General features: G+C 41.1%; 23 protein-coding genes. 2 read left to right on the forward strand and 21 right to left on the reverse strand.

What is annotated here, in order from left to right:
- Position 1 precedes the first annotated feature (1 nt).
- The 11 genes from K8L98_RS14315 to K8L98_RS14365 all read right to left on the reverse strand — a co-directional run bounded on the left by K8L98_RS14315 (position 2) and on the right by K8L98_RS14365 (position 10,781).
- Positions 2–427, reverse strand: a complete 426-nt coding sequence (locus tag K8L98_RS14315) for a MarR family winged helix-turn-helix transcriptional regulator (RefSeq protein WP_223435638.1) — start codon at positions 425–427, stop codon at positions 2–4.
- 404 nt (positions 428–831) lie between these two features.
- Positions 832–1,065: a YozE family protein gene (locus tag K8L98_RS14320; RefSeq protein WP_223435641.1), complete on the reverse strand. Its 234-nt coding sequence runs from the start codon at positions 1,063–1,065 to the stop codon at positions 832–834.
- 91 nt (positions 1,066–1,156) lie between these two features.
- The gene (locus tag K8L98_RS14325; protein ID WP_223435642.1) at positions 1,157–1,438 is read right to left on the reverse strand and encodes a YokU family protein; all 282 of its coding nucleotides are present in this window, start codon (positions 1,436–1,438) and stop codon (positions 1,157–1,159) included.
- The gene (gene kamA, locus K8L98_RS14330) at positions 1,431–2,843 is read right to left on the reverse strand and encodes a lysine 2,3-aminomutase (protein ID WP_223435643.1); all 1,413 of its coding nucleotides are present in this window, start codon (positions 2,841–2,843) and stop codon (positions 1,431–1,433) included. The genes K8L98_RS14325 and kamA overlap by 8 nt, the downstream gene beginning before the upstream one ends.
- Positions 2,844–2,937: 94 nt before the next feature.
- Positions 2,938–4,332 (reverse strand): sigma-54 interaction domain-containing protein, encoded by a 1,395-nt coding sequence (locus K8L98_RS14335; RefSeq protein WP_223435647.1) that lies wholly within the window; start codon positions 4,330–4,332, stop codon positions 2,938–2,940.
- 49 nt (positions 4,333–4,381) lie between these two features.
- The gene (gene ablB, locus K8L98_RS14340; RefSeq protein WP_223443444.1) at positions 4,382–5,209 is read right to left on the reverse strand and encodes a putative beta-lysine N-acetyltransferase; all 828 of its coding nucleotides are present in this window, start codon (positions 5,207–5,209) and stop codon (positions 4,382–4,384) included.
- Positions 5,210–5,311: 102 nt separating this feature from the next.
- Positions 5,312–6,742, reverse strand: coding sequence for an aldehyde dehydrogenase family protein (locus tag K8L98_RS14345; RefSeq protein ID WP_223435649.1), 1,431 nt, complete (start codon positions 6,740–6,742; stop codon positions 5,312–5,314).
- Between the two features lie 36 nt (positions 6,743–6,778).
- Positions 6,779–8,080, reverse strand: coding sequence for a peptidase (locus K8L98_RS14350; protein WP_223435651.1), 1,302 nt, complete (start codon positions 8,078–8,080; stop codon positions 6,779–6,781).
- Positions 8,081–8,092: 12 nt separating this feature from the next.
- On the reverse strand, positions 8,093–8,743 hold the full coding sequence (locus K8L98_RS14355) for a 3-oxoacid CoA-transferase subunit B (protein ID WP_223435652.1): 651 nt from the start codon (positions 8,741–8,743) through the stop codon (positions 8,093–8,095).
- A complete protein-coding gene (locus tag K8L98_RS14360; protein WP_420828870.1) occupies positions 8,722–9,420 on the reverse strand; it encodes a CoA transferase subunit A in 699 nt (232 codons plus the stop codon). The genes K8L98_RS14355 and K8L98_RS14360 overlap by 22 nt, the downstream gene beginning before the upstream one ends.
- A 17-nt stretch (positions 9,421–9,437) precedes the next feature.
- Positions 9,438–10,781: an aspartate aminotransferase family protein gene (locus K8L98_RS14365; protein ID WP_223435655.1), complete on the reverse strand. Its 1,344-nt coding sequence runs from the start codon at positions 10,779–10,781 to the stop codon at positions 9,438–9,440.
- Between the two features lie 201 nt (positions 10,782–10,982).
- On the opposite strand from K8L98_RS14365, the gene K8L98_RS14370 reads away from it, so the two are divergent.
- Complete coding sequence (locus K8L98_RS14370; protein ID WP_223435656.1) at positions 10,983–11,168, forward strand: DUF6954 family protein; 186 nt, start codon at positions 10,983–10,985, stop codon at positions 11,166–11,168.
- A gap of 36 nt (positions 11,169–11,204) precedes the next feature.
- Here the strand turns inward: K8L98_RS14370 and K8L98_RS14375 are convergent, their stop codons facing one another.
- Together K8L98_RS14375 and K8L98_RS14380 are read right to left on the reverse strand one after the other, a co-directional pair.
- On the reverse strand, positions 11,205–11,648 hold the full coding sequence (locus tag K8L98_RS14375; protein ID WP_223435658.1) for a GNAT family N-acetyltransferase: 444 nt from the start codon (positions 11,646–11,648) through the stop codon (positions 11,205–11,207).
- Positions 11,649–11,664: 16 nt separating this feature from the next.
- The gene (locus K8L98_RS14380; protein WP_223443450.1) at positions 11,665–12,369 is read right to left on the reverse strand and encodes a nucleotidyltransferase domain-containing protein; all 705 of its coding nucleotides are present in this window, start codon (positions 12,367–12,369) and stop codon (positions 11,665–11,667) included.
- A 591-nt stretch (positions 12,370–12,960) separates the two neighbouring features.
- Here K8L98_RS14380 and K8L98_RS14385 point away from each other — a divergent pair.
- Positions 12,961–13,635, forward strand: coding sequence for a phosphatase PAP2 family protein (locus tag K8L98_RS14385; RefSeq protein ID WP_223435660.1), 675 nt, complete (start codon positions 12,961–12,963; stop codon positions 13,633–13,635).
- Between the two features lie 611 nt (positions 13,636–14,246).
- Here K8L98_RS14385 and K8L98_RS14390 read toward each other — a convergent pair.
- From K8L98_RS14390 to K8L98_RS14425, 8 genes are all read right to left on the reverse strand, one after another.
- Positions 14,247–14,681, reverse strand: coding sequence for a MarR family winged helix-turn-helix transcriptional regulator (locus K8L98_RS14390; RefSeq protein ID WP_223435661.1), 435 nt, complete (start codon positions 14,679–14,681; stop codon positions 14,247–14,249).
- A 26-nt stretch (positions 14,682–14,707) separates the two neighbouring features.
- Positions 14,708–15,424 carry a GTP pyrophosphokinase gene (locus K8L98_RS14395; RefSeq protein ID WP_223443453.1) on the reverse strand — a complete coding sequence of 239 codons (717 nt, stop codon included), beginning with the start codon at positions 15,422–15,424 and terminating at the stop codon, positions 14,708–14,710.
- 52 nt (positions 15,425–15,476) lie between these two features.
- Positions 15,477–15,884 (reverse strand): transcriptional regulator Spx, encoded by a 408-nt coding sequence (gene spx, locus K8L98_RS14400; protein ID WP_223435662.1) that lies wholly within the window; start codon positions 15,882–15,884, stop codon positions 15,477–15,479.
- A 232-nt stretch (positions 15,885–16,116) separates the two neighbouring features.
- Positions 16,117–16,269, reverse strand: a complete 153-nt coding sequence (locus K8L98_RS14405) for a hypothetical protein (protein ID WP_223435668.1) — start codon at positions 16,267–16,269, stop codon at positions 16,117–16,119.
- A gap of 103 nt (positions 16,270–16,372) precedes the next feature.
- Entirely contained in the window at positions 16,373–17,863 is a 1,491-nt protein-coding gene (locus tag K8L98_RS14410) for an amidase (RefSeq protein WP_223435673.1), read from the reverse strand.
- A 218-nt stretch (positions 17,864–18,081) separates the two neighbouring features.
- Positions 18,082–18,519 (reverse strand): SRPBCC family protein, encoded by a 438-nt coding sequence (locus K8L98_RS14415; RefSeq protein WP_223435674.1) that lies wholly within the window; start codon positions 18,517–18,519, stop codon positions 18,082–18,084.
- 27 nt (positions 18,520–18,546) lie between these two features.
- Entirely contained in the window at positions 18,547–19,332 is a 786-nt protein-coding gene (locus K8L98_RS14420; protein WP_223435676.1) for an SRPBCC domain-containing protein, read from the reverse strand.
- Positions 19,333–19,707: 375 nt separating this feature from the next.
- The gene (locus K8L98_RS14425; RefSeq protein ID WP_223435678.1) at positions 19,708–21,132 is read right to left on the reverse strand and encodes a sigma-54 interaction domain-containing protein; all 1,425 of its coding nucleotides are present in this window, start codon (positions 21,130–21,132) and stop codon (positions 19,708–19,710) included.
- Between the last annotated feature and the right edge of the window lie 14 nt (positions 21,133–21,146).

Genomic DNA, 21,146 nt, shown 5'->3' on the forward strand with positions numbered 1-21,146 from the left:
TCTATTGTTCATCTAGTAATTTCGTTAATAATCGATTAAACACAATGATTTCTTCATCGGTTACACTTTCCAGTTTGTGATGAAAGTATTCAGTAATGGTCGCTTCCACTTCAGTTGTTACTTTTTCTCCTGCTTCAGTCAGCTTCAAATAGACCACTCTTCTGTCTTCTTCAGCTCGCATCCGGTTCAAATAGCCCTTTTTGATCAGTTTTTCACTTACAGAAGTGATATGGCTGCTTGAAACACTTAATCGTTCAGCTATTTGGCTGACATTTTGGTGGCTCTGCTCACGAATCAGACGAAGGACCATAAATTCATTGAACGGGAGATAAGTTTCCAGCAATTCATTCAAATTTGTCCTGGTCATTTTATTTAACTTCCGGTAATTAGAGAGAAATTCATACGTAAGTTCCTGTCTTGTTTCCATTTTCCCCTCCTGTACACTTAACGAAATTAATATTTAACCTACTTAACTATTAACTTTATTAACTATATGATTATTCGAAGGTGATGTCAAGAATAAAAGTTTGAGGGATTGATTTTGCATTTGTCTTCCAATTTGTGTTTTTTGCTTGTCAATTTCGGGTAACAATAAGACCTCTTTAATACCCTGAAATCTGGATTTCGTTCATTTTAGGTAACCATAGCCTCTCTTTGATTACCTGAAATCCGGACTGATTTTTGTCTCTATGTCATTTTATTCGGACCACTATTTTTATCAGGTTAAACACGCTCTATTCCATACTATTCCGCCTTTTTCCGTTGCACTTTTTAATTGGTTAAGACTGTCTAAATTCGCAAAAAAAAAACAACCTACAAAGTAAGTTGTTTTTAGATTGATGCTTTTTTAAGGATTTCGGTTTCATACAATTCCCAGGCATCATCGAAGACGACGAGGCTGTGGAGGTAAGATCCATTCAGTTCGAGATAGGAACTGATTTCATGGTAATCTTCGGATGATTTCGGAAAGCTGTGGTCGTCATAAGCGTCATTTGCAAATTGGCTGATGTCATCGGCCGGTTTTGGATGACGGTATTTCATCAGGTAGTGGTAAAAAGATTTCACGGTATATCCCCCTTGTCACAATTACGTTTGGAAATTGTCCCTATTATAACGTTTATTGTACAAGAAGAAAACCTCAGAAGGTTCTTTAGGTTCAGGTAAAATCAAAATAGTTTCGCTTCAGATGACGCTTCCATTTCATCAGTTTTTCGTAATCTATGCGGTTTGGCAGCTCTTTAACGGAAATTAGAAGGAGCTGATTTTCAATTTCATTAATGGTTTGTTCGCTTTGATAACTGATACCGCAATCCGGACAAGTAATACATGGAGTATCTGAAATTTCGATAGCCCGCGAACCGTCAGGCAGCTCCCAGTGAACTAAGTTGCTTGAGCTCATTGCATTTTGCGATTCACACCATTCGCAGCGCTCACTCATTTTCTGACGCCTTCTTTTCTTCGGATTTTAATAGCTGCGCACGGTACTTTTTATCCTTTAACTCATCACGCTTTTCCCGTTTGTCCTTTAATGTTGAATGAGCAGGGTTGGTTTCAAACGTTTTTCTTCTATTTATTCTTCCGATGCCTTCAGGGATTAAGTTAAATTGAGCGTCTTCGTACAAACCAGCAATTCCTGATAGGGATTTTTTGGATGCAGAGTCCGGATAGACTTCATTAAAGTAATCATCTGCAAGTCCAGGCGTATAATTTTCCGGCTCCGGGTAGGTTGTAATGACTCCTTCAAAGTTACGGAGCACAACTTTGTCCGGACTTTGAGAAATTAAATAGTTAGGCTGCAGGGCAATTTTCCCGCCGCCTCCCGGAGCGTCGACGACAAAAGTTGGAACCGAATAGCCGCTTGTATGTCCGCGGAGGCCCTCAATTATTTCAAGTCCTTTTGAAACAGGTGCACGGAAATGTCCGATTCCTTCTGACAAGTCACATTGATAAATGTAATAAGGCCGCACTCTTATTTTCACAAGATCATGCATCAGTTTTTTCATGATTTGCACGCTGTCATTAATTCCTGCAAGGATAACCGCCTGATTTCCGACTGGCACGCCTGAGTTCACAAGCATTTCACATGCCTTCTTAGATTCTTCAGTTATTTCAATGGAAGTATTGAAATGTGTATTCAGCCAGACCGGATGATATTTTTTCAAGATGCTGCAGAGATTTTCTGTGATGCGCTGCGGAAAAACTACAGGCGCACGTGTACCGATTCTGATGATTTCTACATGATCGATTGCTCGGAGATTTTTTAAAATATATTCAAGAATTGTGTCATTAATCAGCAATCCGTCTCCCCCTGAAATCAGCACATCCCGGACTTCTGGCGTTTGAGCAATGTAGTTAATCGCATCATCCAGCTGCTTTTTAGGCACACCCATGCCAATTTGACCAGAGAAGCGCCTTCTCGTGCAATATCTGCAGTACATCGAGCATTGGTTTGTCACTAGAAACAAGACGCGATCGGGATAGCGGTGAGTCAGGCCAGGTACAGGTGAATCTTCATCTTCGTGAAGCGGATCTTCAAGGTCATATTTTGTTTTATAAAGCTCCTGTGATATCGGAACCGACTGCATGCGGATTGGACATCTCGGATCATCTTCGTTCATTAGCCATGCATAGTAGGGAGTAATATTTAAGGGGATGGTTTTCGTTGATATTTTAACCCCTTCTTCTTCATCAGGAGTCAGATTAATTACTTTTTTAAGGTCATCAAGTGTGCGGATGGTATTTGTCAGCTGCCAGAGCCAGTCATTCCACTGTTCATCTGTGACATCTTTCCAGAGTTCGATGTCTTTCCAGTCGCGCTTCGGCTTGTATAGATCGTATTTCATGGCAGTTCCCCCAATTCGGTCTTTACCATTATTACATGCAAAAACCATGCCAACGTGACTATGAAGCTGCTAAAATCACATTTGCTATTTATGCTTATAATTTTGGTGCCGAAAATTGGTCAGGAAAATATTTTTTCACTTTGTATTGAAGAGTTTGTCTCGGAATTTGGAGCAGCTTTGCTGTTTTTAAAATATTGCCTTCGCTTTGAACAAGTGCTTGTTGAATAATCTCTTTTTCCATCATTGACATTTTTTCATGAAGAGAATGCGCTTCCTTTGACGTATCTTCCTCTTTCAGTAAATATGGCGGTAAATGATCGGTTTTAATTCTATTCCCATCACACATATTCATGGCAAACTCAATGCAATGCTTTAACTCCCTTACATTCCCGGGCCAGTGATGGTGCTTTAAAAGGACTTGCGCTTCGTCTGATAATGCAGCAACACGCTTTTGAAATTCATGATTGTACTTTTTTATGAAATAAGAAATCAGTAAGGGAAGGTCGAGCGGCCTTTCTCTGAGCGGGGGAAGATTGATTCCGAAGACGTTTAAGCGAAAATAAAGATCTTCCCGCATTTTTCCCTCCGCGAGACATTTTTCAGGGCTGATGTTCATTGCGGCAATCACTCTGACATCGACTGTGATTGAATGACTGCTTCCGATTCTCCTAATCGTGCCATCGTCAATGACTCTAAGAAGCTTCGCCTGCAGATTCAGTGGCATAGATTGCAGTTCATCCAGAAAAAGCGTGCCGCCGTGCGACAGTTCAAATAAGCCTGGCCTGTCTACTGCCCCTGTGTAGCTCCCTTTTGCTGTACCAAATAATAAACTTTCAAGCAAGGCTTCAGGAAGCGCCGCACAGTTTTGTGCTATAAAAGGAGCATCTCTGCGCTGTGATTCGTTATGAATGGCCTGTACAATTAATTCTTTTCCAGTTCCTGTTTCCCCATAAATGAGAACATTTGATGAGGTAATTGCCGCTTTTTTCACAAGCATTTTTATCATAAGAAGGTTCTTGCTTGCAGTAATGATGTCATCAAGAACATACCTTGTGCCGTTGGATCCCTCTGCTTTAGGGGGAGAATGCACTTGTTTTTGCAGGTCAGCAAGCCGCTCTGTCAGCCGCTTGATCGCTGAATAATCCTTTGCAATTTCAACTGCACCGATCACTTTATCCTCTGATAAAATCGGCAGGCTTGTGTTCACAGTCTCAATTTTTTCGCCCTTTATATTTATGTACGTTTGTGAATGGTGATAAATCGGTTTTTTCGTTTTAATGGCTTTTAATAGTGTGCTCGTTTCTTCAGAAAGAGACGGAAAAACATCAAATAAATGCTTGCCTACTACCTCATCGACTTTCAAACCATCATGAAAAGCTGCAATCTCGTTGTAAAAAACGGTGATTCCTTTCTCATCAACCGCATGAATCCCCTCATCAATCGTTTCTAAAATATGATGAATGATTCGCTCCCTATTTTGATTTGTCAAAGGTTTTCCTCCTTTTTACATAAGCCGCCGGATTTTCGGCATACATTGCTCAATTTCCGGCAGACAGATCTTTGCACCATACATTCATGTTTTCAAGATCTGTGCTAATGACACAATTATTTGTAAGTCTGCCGGTATATTCGTAATCCAGCTGATGCAAAACGGCGTTCATGCCGAAAGAATCCGCCCTTGCAATCGAATAAGCACAAAAAATACCGTTTTCAAAAAGCTTTTGCTCAAGTAATAAAATCAGGCTTCTCATTAATTTATGCTTTCTGACTTCGGGCAGCGTTGCACAGTCTGTTATTTCAGCATTGTGGTATGCTGAATTGATTTCAGCAGAAGCAGCGCTAACGATGTTGTCTCCTTTTTCAGCAAGATAATAGATGGTGCCATCCCTCATCGTTTTTTGTATATAATCACTTGAATGGAGGGGTGTTGGATACACTTCGAATACTGCTCTGTATAACTCTGCAAGCTTCTTTGCATCATGTTCTTCAGCTGTACGAAATAAAAATGCTGCTGACTGTACATGAACTGTCTTCTTTTTTTCATAAATGGATGTGACGATGCTGTCCTGCTTTGTCCAGCAGTCTGTTTTTCTTCTTTCTTCACTTAAATATTTCGTAAAAAAATAGGCGTCATCACTGTGAAAATAATTTTTAATAATGGCTTCAAGCTGAAATTGATGCTTCAATAAAAAAGTGATGTCGCAGGCTTTTGCTTTGACAATAACTTTTGTGAAGCTGTTATCTGAAGCTAATTTGTATGCATCTGTGAGCAAGGACTCTGTATTTCCGCGATAGTCATCGATTCGGAGCCTTTTGTTAAAATAATCGAGTACTGCATCAGCCCGATAGTCCTTTTTAGCTAACATTATTGTTTCGGAGTACGTTTTTTTCAAGAACTGGTCCCCCTTATATAAAAAATTACCCTAAAAAAATAGAGTGCAGCCTGCACACTCTATTTTTTTTAAGCCTTAGAACTTGGCATGATTAAACGAGATCAGCTTCAATTCAGTCAGTTCTTCAATGGCATATTTAATGCCTTCTCTGCCGAAACCGCTGTCCTTCACTCCCCCATATGGCATGTGATCGACACGGAAGGTTGGAATGTCATTGACCATGACACCGCCGACATGAAGGGCTTTTGCTGCTTGGAAGGCCAGGTCGACTTTATTTGTAAATACACCTGCTTGAAGTCCATATCTCGAGTTATTCACTTCTTCAATTGCTTCATCAAATGTTTTGAATGAGTTGATGATGACAATTGGAGCAAATGCTTCCTGACAAGAGAGATTGACTTTTGCCGAGACATTCAGCAAGATAGTCGGCTGAACAGTCTGATGATCCTCTGATTTGCCGCCGCATGCGATTTGAGCTCCTGCATTCTCAGCTTCTTCAATCCAGGAAATGGCGCGATCCACATCTTCGCTTGAGATTAATGAGGAGACATCTGTCTCTTCAGCAAGGGGATTGCCGAGTTTAAGTTTCTTCGTCTCTTCTACAGCCTTCGCAACGAACTCATCAAATACATTTTCGTGTACATAAATTCGCTGCACGGATATGCAAACCTGGCCCGCATACGCGAATGCACCTGTCACACATCTTGGAGCTACCTTTGAAACATCAGCATCTTCTGCGACAATGACAGCTGAGTTTGATCCTAATTCAAGGAGCGTCTTTCTCATGCCGGCTTCTTTTTTCAGCTTTTTCCCAACGTCTGGACTTCCTGTAAACGTAAGTGCCTTTATGCGTTCATCTGATGTAAAATGCTTGCCGATTTCACTGCCTTTTCCTGTTACAATGTTCAGTGCGCCTTCAGGCAGACCCGCTTCATGAAAAAGCTCTCCGATGAAGTAGGAGCTTAAAGGTGTTTGTGTCGCAGGTTTTAAAACAACTGTATTGCCTGCGGCAAAAGCAGGCCCAAGCTTATGCGCAACGAGATTCATCGGGAAATTAAAAGGCGTGATCGCTCCAATAACGCCGATTGCCTCGCGCACTGTGTATGCTGTCCGGTTTTCCCCGCCTGGAGCTGCATCCATTGAAATCGTCTCACCATTCAGCCTTCTCGCTTCCTCAGCAGCAAATGTGTATGTCATAACCGTTCGGTCCACTTCTGCTCTCGCAGTTTTAATTGGTTTAGCGGCTTCTTTGGCAATAATCACAGCCGCTTCTTCTTTTCGTTCAGCAAGAAGCTGGGCTGTTTTCAGTAAAATATCTGCACGCTTATGGGCAGGCAAAACGTTCATCTTACTAATCGCTTCACTTGCTGCGTCAACTGCTGCTTTTACTTGATTCTGACCCGCAATTGCTACCTCTGCCAGCAATTCATCCGTGTAAGGAGACTTTAATTCCTGATACTTGCTTGCTTCCATATGCTGTCCGTTGATCCATAAATGCTGCTTCATTTGCTGACACCTCAATTATTTAATCGTTATCTTCAATTATTTACCCTTTCCATCGATCTGTAAAAACATCTGCTCTGATACACCGCACCAATGCATTAAGAAAACAGCCAGAATTTTTGTACATTCGATGATTTTATCAATTTCAATAAATTCATTCGGAAAGTGAGCCATCTCTGTTTCGCCGGGGCCAAATACAATGGAAGGAATATCTCCTGCATGAGATAAAAGGCCTGCATCGGTTCCCCAAGGAGATGCCTCAATGATCGGTTCTTTATCCATGATCTCTTTATAAGAATTTATCAAAGCTTCGGTTAGAGGATGTTCGATTCCGATTTCATTTGGAAGCCACCTTGCTCCAAACCACTCAAGTTCCACAGGATGTTCATTGAACCATTCATCCTTTGAAGAAAGGTCAGAAATCCACTCTTGAAATTCAGTCTGCACCTCTTCTATCGTTTCATTCGGTGCGATCCCGCACCTTCCTTCTAAGGTGACAAGATCTGCCACAGAGGATGGCCACGTGCCTCCCTCTATTTTTCCAATATTAATAGGAACTGGAATCGGAATTTTTTTGTAAAGCGCATCGGTTATTTTTTCGTTTCGCTTTTTTTCAAGCTCCAGGATATGCTTAACAACCAGCGTGCTTTTTTCAATGGCGCTGATTCCTTCATACCTCGTTCCCCCATGTGCAGAACGCCCCTTTATTTTCAGCCTGAACCACATAGATCCCTGCTGTTTTTGAAAAATTTTCATTTTAGTAGGCTCCGGAATGATGGCTGCATCTGCCTTGTATCCGCGTAAAATGGCAGCAAGGGTTCCCGCGCCGCCGCTTTCTTCTTCAATGACACTTTGAAAAATGACGTCTCCCTTTAAGGAAATCCCTGATGCTTTAATAGCTTCCATTGCCATTAAGAGACAGACATTCCCGCCTTTCATATCCGTCGATCCGCGTCCATAAAGACGGTTTTCGGTTACCGCTGCCTGATAAGGGTCCACATCCCATTGCTCTAAGTCGCCTTCTGGCACGACATCGATGTGTCCATTTAAAATGACGGATTTCCCGCCTCCTTTTCCTTTTAAAACACCGACAATGTTCGGGCTGTCTTTAAAAGATGTTCTCGTTGCTACAAAATGCGGGTGCTGTTTTAGGAGTTTGCCGCCAGGCTCCCACAGATCTATATCCAGACTAAGCTGACGGCATTTTTCCAGCACGACCGCTTGAGCTGACGCCTCATTTCCCTGAACACTTCTCTGTTCGACCATCTTTTTGAGTAATTTAATTGACCGGTTTCGATTTTCTTCTATCCATGTGCAAACTTGCACCTGCAAGTTTTTCATCGAATCACTCCTTCAAAGATTCATGCCGATCTCAAGCTTTGCTCCTGTGCTTTTCATCACATCCTGGACTGTGAATGGAGCCATGACCTCTTTTAATATAAGTCCTGTTTCATGCACTTCAATTACTGCCATATCCGTAATAATTAAATCGACACATTGTTTGGATGTAAGCGGCAGGGTGCAGCTTGTGAGAATTTTTGGATCGCCGTTTTTATTGACATGATTCATGACGACAATGACTTTTTTTGCTTTTCCGGCAAGTTCCATTGCTCCGCCCATTCCAGGTACACGCTTACCGGGTACGATCCAATTGGCGAGATCCCCATTTTCGCTTACTTGGAGAGAACCTAGAATCGTCAAATCAATGCATCCCCTTCGAATCATGCCAAACGCTGTAGCCGTGTCAAAATAAGAGGCTCCTTTTTCAAGGGTTACCGGATAGCCGGCAGCATTGCACAGTGTCTCCTCTTCTTCTCCTTGCAAAGGTGTTGGTCCAATGCCGAGGATGCCGTTTTCAGCCTGAATCATCACTTGAGGTTTGTTTTTCAGATAATTCGGCACGAGAGAGGGAATCCCTATGCCAAGATTGACGATCATGCCGTTATCTATTTCCTGCGCTGCACGTTTTGCAATATTTTCTCTTATTTCGCTTCCCATACCCACTTCCAGTTCACCCCTTCACTTTGTACGATGGCTTGAACAAATACACCCGGGGTTATGATGGCTTCGGCATCAAGCTCGCCTAAGCTTACGATTTCATCGACTTCAGCAATGGTATAATCTCCAGCCATAGCCATAAGCGGGTTCATATTCCGTGCACTTTTTTTGTAAATGATGTTTCCGAATTCATCCGCTGCCTTTCCGCAAATGATGGCCACATCAGCAGTAAGGGCTGTTTCAATAAAATAGGTGCGCCCTTCCACTTGTACAAGGTCTTTTCCTTTTTCTGCAATCTCACTTCCCATGCCTACATCTGACAAAATTCCTCCAAGACCCATGCCGCCGGCACGGATTCTCTCGCCAAGAGTTCCCTGGGGAGAAAATTCCACTTCAAGCTTGCCTTCTGACATCAAGCTTCCCGCGATTGGATTTGAGCCAATATGCGAGGCAATTACTTTTCGGACACGCCCTGCAGAGATCAATTTTCCAATTCCGATATGAGGAAAACCAGTGTCATTGCAGATAATTTCGAGGTCCCGCACCTCTTTTTCCAAAATTGCGTCAATTAAAGACGGAGGGGTGCCAACACCTCCAAATCCACCTGCCATCAGCGTGCAGCCGTCATTGATTTTGCCTATAACCTCATCAATTTGTCTAATTTTCTGAAATGAATTAGCAATCATACAGATTCTCCTTTTTATGACATTGGCAGCACTTCGGCTTCTATTTCTTCAGTCGTTTTTGTAAATAGGTGGATAAGTTCGTTTAGCTCTTCATCATTGATGTTCAGCGGCGGGGCAATTAATATGGCGTCGCCGTCGCCGCCTTCGATTCCAGCAGCAGACGGATAGACAAGCAGTCCGTTCTGATTTGCTTTCTTAATGATGCGGTTCGTAAGATTATAAGATTTCGGAAAAGGCTGTTTGGTCGTCTGGTTCATGACAAATTCAATTCCTATTAATAATCCTTTTCCCCTGACATCACCGATGATTTCTGTTTTTTTCTGCAATTTTTGCAGGTTTTTAATCAGCATCTTTCCTTTTTCAAAAGCTGCATTGTTCAATTGATTTTTTTCAATATAATGCAAGACTGCTAGACTGACAGCTGCAGATTGAGGATTCGCGCTGTAGGTATGCCCGCTCATGATTAACTTTGATCCTTGCTGAATTGGCCGCATCACCCTGTCACTGATTAAAGTTGCCGCAACAGGAGCATAACCGGCACTTAATCCTTTCCCGAGTGCAACGATGTCAGGCAATGCTCCCCAATGCTCCATCGCAAGTGTTTTTCCTGTTCTTCCAATGCCTGTCATGACTTCATCCGCGATGAACAGAATGTCGTTTCGATCACAAATATCGCGGATTTTTTCGTAATATCCTTCTGGAGGTGTAATTGCTGCTCCCGCTGCACCGACAACCGGCTCTGCAACAAAAGCAGCAACGTGATCTGCACCGATTCTTCTTATTGCCGTTTCCAATTCTCCTGTACATTTCGCCTTGCAAGAGGAGGGTATTAATCCATATGGACAACGATAACAGTACGCAGGAGATACCACGGGATTTGCTTCAAGCAGCGGCTGAAACCGGAAACGCCGCTCTGGATAGCCTGACAAAGAAAGCGCGCCAATTGTTATCCCATGGTAGCTCATCCACCTGGAAATGATTTTTGTTTTTTTAGGCATGTTTTTTTCCTGAAAAAACTGTATCGCTGTCTTCATGGCCGTTTCAATGGCTTCAGATCCGCTGTTGACCAGAAAGGTCCAGTTAAGATCACCCGGCGTTATCTCTGCAAGCTTCTTTGCCAGGCCCTCAGCTGCATGGCTTGAAAATTGAGACCGATAGACAAACGATACCTCTCGCGCCTGCTCCGCCATTGCTTCGACTATTTCACTGACCCCATGTCCGATTGAACAAGTTACAGCTCCAGATGATCCATCCAAATATTTCTTGCCAGAAGTATCGTATAGATAAACACCTTGTCCATGGCTGACTTTTTTATAGCTTTCATCAAGCATCGGTTTGATTAAGTACTCCCTCTCCATCCGGATACCCACCTCACTTGCATTCTGAATATCATGCTTCTTACATTCTATGTGAAGGATAAACAGGTTATTTCTATAGATGAAGGTTGCATTGAATTAGATAATCATTTTAGATTGAAAGCGCTGTCATTTTTAAGAACTATTGTATCTCAGACTCCTAATGAAACATAGGATGTATGAAAAAGGCAAAGGTGATATTCTTTGAAGTGGATTGTGGATGTAGTGTTCCTTCTTTTATTCATGCTGCTTGCTTTCTTCGGAATCGGTCCTGTGCTGTTTTCAGACGGAACTTTGGATGAAAGAATTGTAACAGGATTTTTTGTCATCATGACAGCGAGTTTACTTTGTGTTTTGTATTATTCTTTCTCAAAAAATTTCTTCAAATAAACGCTTGGAAGTCTTCCAAGCGCTTACTTTTCGCTCTCAAATGGAGTAGGTCAGAAAGTCTCCTTTTCTGCCACCCATCTTTTCATAAAAGCGCTGTGCTCTTGCATTATCCCGCGCTGTTTCCCAGGTCATGGCAGCATATTGATGCTGCTTGCTGTATGTCTGGCAGCTTTTGAAAAGTTTTTCTGCAGCTTTAGATCCCCTGTATGCTTCCTGAACATAAAGGTCATTCATAATCGTAATGGGTTCAGCTCTGGTTGTGCTGTAAGTGAAATAAAGTGTCGCGAATCCGACAGCCTTGCCGTTTTCCTCCGCCAAAAATTGAATACCCTTCTCTTCTTGCTGAAGTGTCTTAATCAGCTGATGAATTTTATGCTCTGGAGGTTTTGGACATTGATAAAAATCGACGATATATTCATACATAAGCGCTGTCAGAGCAACAAAATCCATTTCATTTGGATGACGTATGATAAGTGACATGATCATCTCTCCTATTCTATTCTTTTTTTCCCAGTGAAAACCCTTCAAAAAATCTGCCGCCGTGGGGCTCCAAAATCGAATCCGTCAAGGCAATAACATTGTCTTTGCGTCCTGTACGATAATACTCGTCAAAAACGGAGGTGAATTCATCGGCAAATACAGGATCATATTGCATGAGAGCCCTTGGAATCCATTTTGATTTCCCTATATATCTTCCATTTGTCAGCAGGACAAATTCATGGATCAGCTCTGCGAGTACCCCAGCAATAAAAATTTCTTCCGAGCGTTTGCTGCTCCCCGTAAAATCATCAAGTGCATCTGTTATAAAATAGCGTCTCATTTCTATTTCTTCTTTCGAAAGAGGCTGCGGACCCTTTTCTAAAAGTTTCTGAGCTTCGCTTTTAATTGGCTCAAGCAAATCTTCTCCTTTTATAACAAGTCCTTCATATACCATTCTCGGCATGGATGGCGTGCCGCTTTTGCAGTCACTTTGAAAAAACTGCCGGTATGACTCGAAATTATGGACGAATGCTTCCACTGGCCATTCAAACTCAACATATGATTCCCGGTAGGAAGATTCTAGTGCTTGATCAAAAATAACGAGATCAAGATCTGACGTTTTAGTGCTTTCCCCTCTTACCACACTGCCTGATAATACAGCGGCTTTGCATGACGGGTACCGTTTTTCTATAATTCTTTTTGCAGCTTCTACTGGATCCAGTCTCATATTTATCACTCTCCCCTTAAGGATTTTTCAGTATATTGATAAAATCTGTGTGATATTTTCGTTTTGCTATTTCTGCAGCACTTCTTTGTTCGCCGTTTAGGGTGTCTCCTCGGTTATTTATTAATAGACTTCCAATCTCTGTATTCCCTTCAAAAGCTGCGTTCCTGAATCGGAGCATCTCCGTCGCTGGCGACTGCGTTAACATCTGCACCGTGCTCAGATGCATGTCATTAAACTTTGGAGACTGTTTCCCTGAAATGAATTGGACTGATTCTTTTTATTAAGTGCGCCAAAAATTCCGGTTTTTTTAACTCAATCATGCTTATTACCTGCTGTTTGAATTTATTATCGTATCCCAATCCCAAATCTTCCAATTGTATTCCCAAAAAGGTATAGTAGAACTTGCGGCTCTTGCCGCAAGTTGATTATACCAACTTTTTCAATAATTGTAAGATTTCCAGATTTCTATCACTAATTGTCAGACTTTTTCATAGAGATGATTAAGGTTGTCCATATGGGGTATATATACAACAGAATTTTGTCAGCAGCATCATAGATAAAAAAACAGCAAAAGAGGCGTTTTACATGTCAAAGGCAGCTTTAATAAAAATAAGAGGTTTAACGGGACTATTCATCTTCCCAATTCTTGGTTTGATTTATGAATACCTGAATGAAAAATCAGCAAACGCTGTGAATATTTCTTCACCATTGGATTCATACATTCCATTTGCTCCTATTTTCATCATTCCTTATGTGATCTGGTATGTTTATATGTTTGGGTTTTTGCTGTATTTTTGGTGGAAAAACCCGAGTGTTTACTGGAAGTCTATCCTGGCTATAACCGCTGGCGAAATCGTATGTTTCATTATTTACTTTTACTTTCAGACTACCGTGCCGCGTCCTCAGCTTATGGGAGACAGCTTCCTAGTCCAGCTCGTTTCCTTAATCTACAGTTCAGACCAGCCATATAATTGTTTTCCAAGCATTCATGTTCTGACTACGATGATTATTATGCTCTCTGTTAATCGGATAGAAGACTCAGGGAAAATGATGAATTATGTCACGCAAGTAACAGGAATTTTGATTATCCTTTCTACTTTATTTGTGAAGCAGCATGTCATTTATGATGTACTGTCTTCTGTCATTCTCTCAGCCGGTCTTTGGATGATCTTATTTGAACGAAAAGCAGTTGCTGCAAAATTGGAAAACATAAAAAATACAAGAAAAAAAAGCGGCTTATCAAAAGGGCTTCCCTTCTGATAAGCCGTTTTTTTATGTTTTTTCCTGAAACATTCTGAACAGTTCGCTTCCTTTTCCTCCAGAGAAGTTTACGCATCCTCATGCACGATAATTTTTGGGTTCGACGATGAAATCCTGATTAAGTCCCAATGCAGCGGGCTTTATATAGGTTAGATACGATTATTATTCTTTCAAAAAGATAGTTTATATTTAGGCTCGAAAAAATACGGCATGTTACAGAAAAATGTAAGATGCAGTCTCTTATATATTAAAATGATTTGCTTTATTTTATTTATAAACGACTATCGGATTCATCCTTTTTCATTATAATAGGAAATGTTTCCTTTTATTTCTATAGGGGTATATCTAAAATCATAATCATACATATATTAATGACAGCTGCTTATGGATGAGAACCTATTGCCGATAAAAGGAGGCTGCGAATGTGAGAGACATTGAAGAAAAAGAAGATCTATGCGACGAATGCTCATTTCATAAAAAATTGACATTCTCCGAAGCGGAAAATTTATGGCTGTGCGATAATTGTTTAAATGAAGAAAGCTAAATAAAAGAAAGCCAGATCACTGGCTTTCTTTTATATTTAAACCTTAAAACTCTCCTGTCAGCAAAGCTTATTGTTTTTGTCCCATTAAGCATTTGTAAAAGATATCCCGCAAGTTCTGAATTTCTTCATCTGAAAGCATTCCGAACATGTTTTGAATCTGCTGATTAATTTGGCTCCTGGCCGAATGCAGAAGATTTTTTCCGGAATCCGTGATTTCAAGGTTGTATGCTCTTCGGTCACGTTCGTTTTGGCATTTTTGGACAAACCCGTCTTTGATTAGCTTGCTTGTGAGGACGGTCACACCGCCAGTAGTAATCTGTAATTGCTCTGCAAGTATTGACGGACGCTTCAGTCCTTCCGTTTCAAGGATTTGCAGAATCAAAATATGAGTTTTTGAAAGGCCGACCTCATTCAGATGATTCCAGTCATTCATCCATTTACGTTCAAGTGAAACAAAAATCTCAAATAAGGAGACGATATTTTCACTTCTTTTTTTATTCATACAATTTCATCTCCACAAACAGTTCCTTATTTTAATGAATTTACTAAATCAATGGGAAGCTTAAATTGTTCCTTGCTGAAAAGCAGCTGGGACAGTTCCCCTGCCGGTTCCTCTGCTTCTTTTATATCGGTCATTTCATTATGAAGTTTCTCCATTTTGCGGTCGAGTTCCGCTGCAGAAACTGCGGCTTCTTTTAATTCCTTTGTAAGCCGCTCAGGAATTTCTTTATTATATTTATAATAGATCTTGTGTTCAAGGCTAGCCCAAAAATCCATCGCAATCGTTCTAATTTGTATTTCTACAAGGATATCTTCCTGGCGGTCCGACATAAACACTGGAATTTTCACGATTAAATGCAGACTTTGATAGCCGTTTGGCTTAGGATTTTTTATGTAATCCTTGCATTCAATGACATTGATATCCTTTTGGTTTTGAATCATCTCGCTGATTTGATAAATGTCAGACAAAAAAGAACAGGTGATGCGAATACCTGCTATGTCTTTTATATTCTTTTTAATATCGGTCAGGGAAAGGTCGTAATTCTTCCTGTATATTTTGTTTACGATGCTCTCAGGAGACTTCAGACGCGAGCTGACATGTTCAATTGGATTATACTCATGAATATATTGAAATTCCTGTTCAAGGATATTTATTTTCGTGTTCATTTCTTCTAACGCAAATTTGTAGGACATCATAAACCGCGTTAATTCATTTTTTATTTTCTTAAGCTGATCATAATTCATGTTGGGTATTGGCAATTCTTCCACTTGTAATTCTCCTTTATCAGTCGAACCGTTAATTAGGCAGCATTGTTTTCGCTTCAAGCAGCTTTAAAAGATAGGCCCGTATATTGCGGGGAAGGAATTTCCGGATCTCATCTTCATTAAATCCCACTAAAAAACGTTTTTCATCCAGTATAATCGGGCAGCGCATAATTCCCGGCTTCTCTTGAATAAGTCCAAGTAATTCCTTCAGATGCAAAGCATCTAAATTCATATCCAATTCCTGAAATTGTTTTGAGCGGGTTGATAGAATTTCATCTGTGCCCTCTTCTGTCATATGAAGAATTTGTTTAAGTTCTTTCATTGTTAAAGGCTGTGTAAGAATATTTCTTTCTGTATAGGAAAGACCATGCTCTTCCATCCACATTTTTGACTTTCTGCAAGATGTGCAGCTGCAAGACGTAAACATAGTAATGGCCATTAGTGAATTCCTCTCCTTTAATGAATGATTTTATATTCACTGGTTCGTGAAATGTATTTTATTAATTATTATATATATATCTTACAAGTAAGATATATATAAATCAAATAAAAACCCTTAGGAAGGAACCCACTTTTTTTTAGCTTTCCTGTTTTGTCTGCCTTTTATTACATATGAATAAAACCATCATTAAAATTGATGGTTTTATTCTCTGAGTAAAAGTCCATGTTCGTCACTTCTTTTTTGCCAAGCGTTTTCCGGCGCTTTTTGAAGGATATAAGGCCAAAATGGAATCCATGACTGTATGTCCGCACACCTGGCACTTACTGTCTGTATGCTTTTGAAGCATTCTGCATTTAGGGCAATTCTTTACTTCTTCTTCCATCAGTGATCCTCCAGCCTGATTAAATACTTTCCTTCTATATCGGCAAATTTTTCAAAACTTTAACACGGACACTAATTTACTCACTTAAAATAATAACGATTTTTCAGAAAAATGGATTTCCTTCCATACCAATCCACAGATCAGATTGTTCAATCTGACCTGCAAGAGCAAGAAGTATGTCTTCTTTCCCTTTTGGTGCCACAAAATGAACACCCAAAGGCAATCCATCAGCCGTAATATGAATGGGCACACTCATGGCAGGCTGTCCTGTCAGGTTTGCAAGCTGTGTAAAAGGTGTAACCGTTAAGCTCTTTAAGAACATGTCATAAACGAATGATAAATGTTCTTCTTTTTTCAGCTCACTGACCTTAAGCAACGACTGGATTTCTTCTTCAGTCTGAGTGAGCTCTCCGGTTTTAGGAGCTGGAAATGCAGTTGCCGGAGTTAAATACAAATCGAATGTTTCATGAAAAGCAGCCATTTGAGCAGCTGCAGTATCCCATTCAGCCAGACTCTGTGTAAATTCGGCAGCCGTTACGGAATGTCCTGCAACACTTAACACCCAAGTCACAATTTCTACGTCATTTGCTGCAATTGGTCTGCCGAGCATTTTTTCAAGGCCAAGAATCGTTGCAGCCATTTCACCATTGTTCATAATATAGTAGTTTTCCATCAGTCTGACACCGTCGATGCCGTTTCCGCGTTCTTCTACTTCATGACCCTGATCTTCAAGCCACTTCACCATACGATTAACGGCAGTAATTGCTTCGTCACTGACTGGTGTTTCGACAGGAGACTGGGTTTGAAACGCTACCCGTAATGGGCGTTTTATCCCTTTTTTAGAAACATCCGTATATTTGCCTGCAAACAACGGGGTATGGAAAGCAGCTTCCGGCTGAATGATTTGGAGAATATCAAGCATAGCGGCACTGTCGCGGACTGTTTTTGTCAGAACAAAATCAATCGAAGCTCCCTGCCATTGCCTGCCGACACTTGGTCCTACTGGCGTTCTTCCTCTAGTAGGTTTCAGTCCAAACAGGCTCGTAAAAGAAGCAGGAATACGGATTGAGCCTCCGCCGTCACTTGCGCCGGCAATCGGAACTATGCCCGAGGCCACGCTCGCTGCTGAACCGCCGCTCGATCCGCCGGCTGAGTACTTTGTATTCCATGGATTCATCGTCTGTCCATGAACTTCAGGCTCTGTAATATTTTTTAAACCAAATTCAGGAGTGTTCGTGTGGCCCAAAAATAAAAATCCCGCTTTTCTTAACCGAGCAACAAAATTCGAATCTCTGCTTGAAATGTTATTTTTAAGGAGCCTTGATCCTGCTGTTAAAGGTTCACCTTCAATCGCCTGAGAAATATCCTTCAGAAGCATAGGAACCCCCGCAAATGGCTGCTTCTGAAGGTCCAGCTGCTCTAGCTCTTTTAAAACCTTTTCCTGCCGTGTACGGACCACGCCATTTAAAAGAGGATTGACATTCTCAATTTGTTTAAAAGCAGCTTCTGTCAATTCTTTCGGTGTTACTTCTTTCTTTTTAACCAATTCGGCAAGTCCAGTGCCATCGTATTTTGCATATGTATATAAATCCACAATTAAACCTCGCTCTATGATTTTGTGCTTTGCTCTATGTTTTTTTATAATCTGACAAGGGTTTCCGGCCGCAAAACAATTATTCGAAATCGATTTAGGGGGCAGCACTACCTGATTCGCTCATAGGCTGCCTCCTGTTATTCTGTATGATCTAACTTTACCAAATATCCAGGAAGAAGAGCCAGATTTTAAATCTCTCTGTATAAAAAATACAGCGATTATCTATTTTCCAGGATGTTCTTCAGTTTTTTTAAATCTTTGGTATTCGCTCTTTTCATCATGATAGACATAAACGGAGCTAACCATTTTGAAAAGCCTGTCGGATTCCCTATATTCTGAAGTATCATTCTTGTTGTATGCTGATCAGCTGCCTGCCAAGTGTAGATGGTCTCCATTGGAAAAGGTCCGTCAGCTGTTCTCATGACCATTCTTTCACCTGGAATGAATTCAGCAATTTCATAAACATACGAGAGTTCCCTCCCTAGGAATTTTGCTTTAAATGCAATTAGAGAGCCAATTGTTAAAGATTTTGCGGTCATCCATTCTGCCGAATGAATATTAACATACCATTCAGGTGCATTGTCAGGATCTGAAGCAAACGCTGACACCTTTTCAGCAGTGCACCGAATTTCTATCTCAGTAATTACGTGGACCATTCTCTTTAATCCTCCAAAAGGCAACTATCAATTTTTTCTTTCTGCATATTTTTTTAATAATGTTCCAAGCAGATGTTTCCATCCTTCAGTATGATCCTGCTCCCAGTTTTCTTCAATCAATCCTGAAGCGGTATGGGAAAGCTGAAGGATTGTAGCATCATTTTTTTCAATTAAACGGTACGTATAAGAACTATTGACTGCTCCCTGCATTCCCAAATGCCCGTGAAGGCGTATTTCTTCCGGAGCATTAACATAATATACATTCCCCCACACTGCCCCTTCTGTTTCACCCCATCTTTCAATGAACTGGCCGCCTGGTACAGGATCAAACGTAAACTTCGATGTCACTCCTTTTGGGGCTAACCGAAACTCCCACCATTCTTCTGCCTTTTCTGTCAATGCCTTGAATACCTGTTTTCTTGGTGCGTCTATGAAAACCTCTTGTTCAATTCGAAACACTTTTGCTTGTTCTGCCAAGTTCATTTCTTCTTCTCCTTTTTGTTCAGCAGCCGATTTTAATCGAAGTAAAGAACCGGCCGCTGTCTCCATGTATTTTCCCACCCACCTGTTATGCATTTCCTGCAGAGGAACGGCGTTTAAGTAATTAAGTCTGTATTTCCCTTCCCGTCTTACAACAACCAAGTTCCCTTCCTCAAGTGCGGTCAGATGTTTCATGATTGCATACCTGGATACTTCAGGAAAATAGTCATTTAATTCGCCAGTTGTTTTAGCTGATTCTTTAAGAATATCAAGAATGCGTCTTCTAATTGGATGGCCCAGCGCTTTAAACAATGTGGAAAGCTTGTCTTCCATATCCACGATCCTTTCGTTCATTTCAGCACGGAATGCTCACATGTGACTACATAGTAACATGTAATTTCATGAAGCTCAATCATTCAAATTATAGTAATTGTTTCCATTATAGATTCTTGCCTGTCTCTCATTTTTGAAACACTTTTCTAAATATATATATAAGAAGATTCCCTTTAGCCCATTTGTAAAGTACTAATAAATATTAAAGAAAGTCAATCCGGGAATTTTAAAAGAAAAAGAAAAGATGGAAGCATTTTTCAAACCATGCTTCCATCTTTTCTCTTGTGCTCCCTGCTCGATACTTGTCATTCGTTATACCTATTCCCAGTATATTGGAGAATAGATTTTAGCATCATATGGTGCTTTCTGAAAACGTCAGCTTATCCCATACCCTTTGCATTTATCATAAAAGCTTGTCTTCCCAATTCCAAGCAGTTTGGCTGCCTCCAGTTTGTTCCCTTTCGCTTCTGTAAGAGCATGGAAGATTGCTTCTTTCTCAGCTTCAGCCACGATAACTTTAAGCGATTTGACAGGCCCATAAAGTTTGCTGCTTTGAGTTGGACTAAGAGGCAGTTGACCAGAGTAGGTTGGGCTATGACTCTTCCCTTCCTGCTGAAGATACAGAGGCAGATGTTCCGGGTAAATCATTTGGCCGTCCAGTACGTTAACAGCACGCTCAAGTACGTTTTCAAGCTCACGAATGTTCCCGGGCCACGAGTGTCGCTCCAGGTCAAGCATCACCTCTTCAGAGAGGTCAAGATCATACCTGTGAAATTTAGTGCCCAGCTTTTTTAATAGAATTCTTGAGATTGGGACTATATCTTCCTTCCGATCCTTAAGTGAGGGAATATCGATTTTGATGACATTCAGGCGATAATAAAGATCCTCCCTAAACTCACCGTCTAAAACCATTTTTTCCAGGTTTCGATGGGTGGCGGCAATCACTCTTACATCAATTTGAATAGGAGCGCGTCCGCCGATTCGCTCAATTTCTTTTTCCTGTAGCACACGAAGCAATTTGCTTTGCATCTGAAGAGGGAGGTCGCCAATCTCATCAAGGAAAATGGTCCCTCCGTGAGCAAGCTCAAACTTTCCCTTTTTCCCGCCCTTTTTCGCACCGGTAAATGAACCTTCTTCATACCCAAAAATTTCCGATTCAAATAAATGCTCGGGGATTGAAGCGCAATTGACCCTCATGAAAGGGGCAAAGCGTCTTCCGCTAGTCTGATGTATGGCATGGGCAAACAGCTCTTTTCCAGTTCCAGATGCCCCAAGCAGAAGAACGGCCGACTGACTGTCTGATACCCGCTCTGCGAGCTTCTTGGCTTCTATGAATTTGGGACTGCTTCCAACAAGATCCCCAAAATGATATTTACTGAAAAGTTCTTTCTCAAATTTCGTTTTATAATAGTTTAATTCTTCCATAATCGGCTGGATCTTCTTAGAATAGTCCAGCCATTCCTGAGCATTGCGGAACATCACTGTTCCAACAGCACCAACCAGCTGACCTTTCACATAGAGGGGATACCGGTTTGCAATCATTTCGCTTCCGTTTATGGGATGAATGGACGCCACTTCCGCCTGACCGGTTTTTGCTACAATCTGCATTCTTGAATTTTCAATAACATCCTGAACAGGTTTCCCAATCGATTCTTCTGCGGTTACTTTCAGGAATTCACAATAGGCCGAATTGAGATAAACAACAATTCCTTCATGATCCACAACGACCATGCATTCTGCCGCCAAATTGACTACTTCTTCAATCCAATCATAGGGAAGCTTTTCCATGAGCCCTTTCATTCTCTCCACCTCTT

It is taken from the genome of Metabacillus dongyingensis (genome assembly GCF_019933155.2).
Classification (GTDB): Bacteria; Bacillota; Bacilli; order Bacillales; family Bacillaceae; genus Bacillus_P; species Bacillus_P dongyingensis.

What these genes read in the sequence shown, in the direction of transcription:
- K8L98_RS14315 (WP_223435638.1), bottom strand. Translation starts at nt 427, where the DNA reads ATGGAAACAAGACAGGAACTTACGTATGAATTTCTCTCTAATTACCGG.
- K8L98_RS14325 (WP_223435642.1), bottom strand. Translation starts at nt 1,438, where the DNA reads ATGAGTGAGCGCTGCGAATGGTGTGAATCGCAAAATGCAATGAGCTCA.
- kamA (WP_223435643.1), bottom strand. Translation starts at nt 2,843, where the DNA reads ATGAAATACGATCTATACAAGCCGAAGCGCGACTGGAAAGACATCGAA.
- ablB (WP_223443444.1), bottom strand. Translation starts at nt 5,209, where the DNA reads ATGTTAGCTAAAAAGGACTATCGGGCTGATGCAGTACTCGATTATTTT.
- K8L98_RS14345 (WP_223435649.1), bottom strand. Translation starts at nt 6,742, where the DNA reads ATGAAGCAGCATTTATGGATCAACGGACAGCATATGGAAGCAAGCAAG.
- K8L98_RS14350 (WP_223435651.1), bottom strand. Translation starts at nt 8,080, where the DNA reads ATGAAAAACTTGCAGGTGCAAGTTTGCACATGGATAGAAGAAAATCGA.
- K8L98_RS14365 (WP_223435655.1), bottom strand. Translation starts at nt 10,781, where the DNA reads ATGGAGAGGGAGTACTTAATCAAACCGATGCTTGATGAAAGCTATAAA.
- K8L98_RS14375 (WP_223435658.1), bottom strand. Translation starts at nt 11,648, where the DNA reads ATGTCACTTATCATACGTCATCCAAATGAAATGGATTTTGTTGCTCTG.
- K8L98_RS14385 (WP_223435660.1), top strand. Translation starts at nt 12,961, where the DNA reads ATGTCAAAGGCAGCTTTAATAAAAATAAGAGGTTTAACGGGACTATTC.
- K8L98_RS14390 (WP_223435661.1), bottom strand. Translation starts at nt 14,681, where the DNA reads ATGAATAAAAAAAGAAGTGAAAATATCGTCTCCTTATTTGAGATTTTT.
- K8L98_RS14395 (WP_223443453.1), bottom strand. Translation starts at nt 15,424, where the DNA reads ATGAATTATGATCAGCTTAAGAAAATAAAAAATGAATTAACGCGGTTT.
- spx (WP_223435662.1), bottom strand. Translation starts at nt 15,884, where the DNA reads ATGGCCATTACTATGTTTACGTCTTGCAGCTGCACATCTTGCAGAAAG.
- K8L98_RS14405 (WP_223435668.1), bottom strand. Translation starts at nt 16,269, where the DNA reads ATGGAAGAAGAAGTAAAGAATTGCCCTAAATGCAGAATGCTTCAAAAG.
- K8L98_RS14415 (WP_223435674.1), bottom strand. Translation starts at nt 18,519, where the DNA reads ATGGTCCACGTAATTACTGAGATAGAAATTCGGTGCACTGCTGAAAAG.
- K8L98_RS14420 (WP_223435676.1), bottom strand. Translation starts at nt 19,332, where the DNA reads ATGGAAGACAAGCTTTCCACATTGTTTAAAGCGCTGGGCCATCCAATT.
- K8L98_RS14425 (WP_223435678.1), bottom strand. Translation starts at nt 21,132, where the DNA reads ATGAAAGGGCTCATGGAAAAGCTTCCCTATGATTGGATTGAAGAAGTA.